We start from the raw sequence: 2073 nt of genomic DNA, 5'->3' as shown, positions 1-2073 counted from the left end.
CATCGTTCGATTGCTGGTTTTTTAGCAGGCGTATTTTCTTCACTATGTGCGTATCAACTTTGCCAAAAGAATAAGCCTAAAATTCATGTGATTAAATCTTTGGCTTATCCGTAACTGGGGTTAATATAAGCATGCCTTGCGCCATTTGCGAAACTATCCTCAAAATAATTCCCAACATTTTCTTTTAGGCCTGCAAAACTTAGTGAGGCTTTTCGATCTACTAATACATCTCTTAATCCACGCCCATCATTAAAATCCCATGTTCTATAACCTTCAAATTTTACATAATTATAGAACTTGTTATTAACGGTGCCGTCCGCATTTCTGTAATTAGGATGCTCACCGATTAAAATATATTCATAGTGCTCATTATTCCCAACACCTTTATCAAATAATGCATTTGGTGCACCTCTATCAAATTCTATTGATGGTAATACATTGCCATTTTTTCCTGTATCATTTCCGATGGCACGTTTAACAATCGCAATTCCACCCTCACCATTTTGAATGCCATTAAAAGCCTCATAAACTGAAGCTTTATTTGCATATACATTAATATCATGCCCTAGCGTATCTTTTTTAGATATTTCGTTACCTGAACGAGTCACTAGATCTTTTGGTGCAGCGTCTGAGGTAGCCTCTGCACAATTAGTATTATGAACCCATAATCCTCTTTTAGTAATAAAATAAGTGTGATGATCTGCAACTTCAAAATTATAAACTTTTAATGTGAAATTTTCTTTCAAAACATGAATTTCATGATTATCAACCATAAATGGACTAGATGAGTTTTCTCCAAGTACCTCACATAGCCCTAGATCGGAGTATTCAAATAAATCAAAATATTCAACATCTTCAATCTCAAAACCTTTTTTATCAGCATCAAATAAATTACGTGGATGGTAACTACCAGCAACATTAGGTTTACTTGTTTTTCGTAACGGATTAACCATGAAGACTAAAGCAAGTATTTTAGGATCATTAGTTTCTATAATTTGCCCATTTTTTAATTCATCTAACCTTGTCCATCCTACTCCTTTAACCCAAAATGGATGATTTGGTGTTGCCATAGTACTAAACATTTTCCCTTTACGAGAAATTTGTAATAATTTTATTCTTGTTAATTTAGAAATATCTGTATCTGCACTAATTTCAAAATAACTTAACTCCCAAATTTCTTTATTGTCATAAGAAACAGTTCTTACAACAGGTTTATAGCAAATTTCTCCTTCTCCATTCTCTGGCTTAGACAGTACCATATCTCCGGTCTTAATATCTTGGATAGAGACTAGTCCTTTATCAGTCATTACTCGTGTCCCTGCGGGGAAACATCCTCCTTGCTCTACAGTGGAGCGCATTTCTCGAGCACCATTGGTTTCCATATCTTGGGCAAGTTGATACAGCAAATCATCCTCTATACCATCAAAATGACGGAGTGTCATTGCATCATCAAGCATCTTTTTATCACTACTATCTGCTATTATTTTTCGATTTAATGCTTCTCCACTGTACCCCTCTTTTGCATATTTAGATTCTAAATACTTATAATCCCATAATGACTGGTCGAGCTCTAAACTAGCAAACACTCTTTTATCATAGACAGCATTTCTGGCAGAGTTAATAAAAGAGTTGCGCATATTGATAGCAATAAATGCTAGTTGTTCAGAATCAAGAGAAGAGTTTTTTTCAATATTTTTGATACGGGCTTCCAATTCCAGTGATTGTTGATTCAACCACTCTTTAGCCTCTTTTAAATTCATAGAACCAAAAGATGGAATATCAACTTCCATTTTTGCAACACGAGTAATATAAATATGTTTTATGACTGTTCCATCTGCTTCACCAAGCATTTGTGATTGATATTTTGGTGAAGAAAGCAAGTAATATAAATACTCTGGTAAAATTTTATTATTCACTCGCAAGACAGCAACTGATTGGTTTACACATATAGGACTTACGCATTGACGGATTCAAAAAAGTATTAAAATACGTTATAAAGTATCTGTGATCAGACGAATTAAACATGCTTCTACAGCAACTTGTACATTACCCATTTATATGGGCTTTCTCATG

Annotated in this window: 1 protein-coding gene and 1 pseudogene; one reads left to right on the top strand and one right to left on the bottom strand. The window is 34.2% G+C overall.

Translation table 11 applies throughout. The features are described 5' to 3' along the window. A pseudogene (locus ACEO2X_RS13775) lies at nucleotides 1-114 on the top strand (IS982 family transposase); the annotation flags it as partial. Here ACEO2X_RS13775 and ACEO2X_RS13770 read toward each other — a convergent pair. Next, nucleotides 105-1916, bottom strand: a complete 1812-nt coding sequence (locus ACEO2X_RS13770) for a polymorphic toxin-type HINT domain-containing protein (protein WP_371972158.1) — start codon at nucleotides 1914-1916, stop codon at nucleotides 105-107. The pseudogene ACEO2X_RS13775 and the gene ACEO2X_RS13770 overlap by 10 nt on opposite strands. Nucleotides 1917-2073 lie beyond the last annotated feature (157 nt).

The sequence above is a fragment of the Acinetobacter sp. AL9 genome, from assembly GCF_041464035.1.
Lineage (GTDB): Bacteria > Pseudomonadota > Gammaproteobacteria > Pseudomonadales > Moraxellaceae > Acinetobacter > Acinetobacter towneri.
The sequence above is the reverse complement of the archived record's forward strand: the minus strand, read 5'-3'. Positions and strand labels throughout refer to the sequence as shown.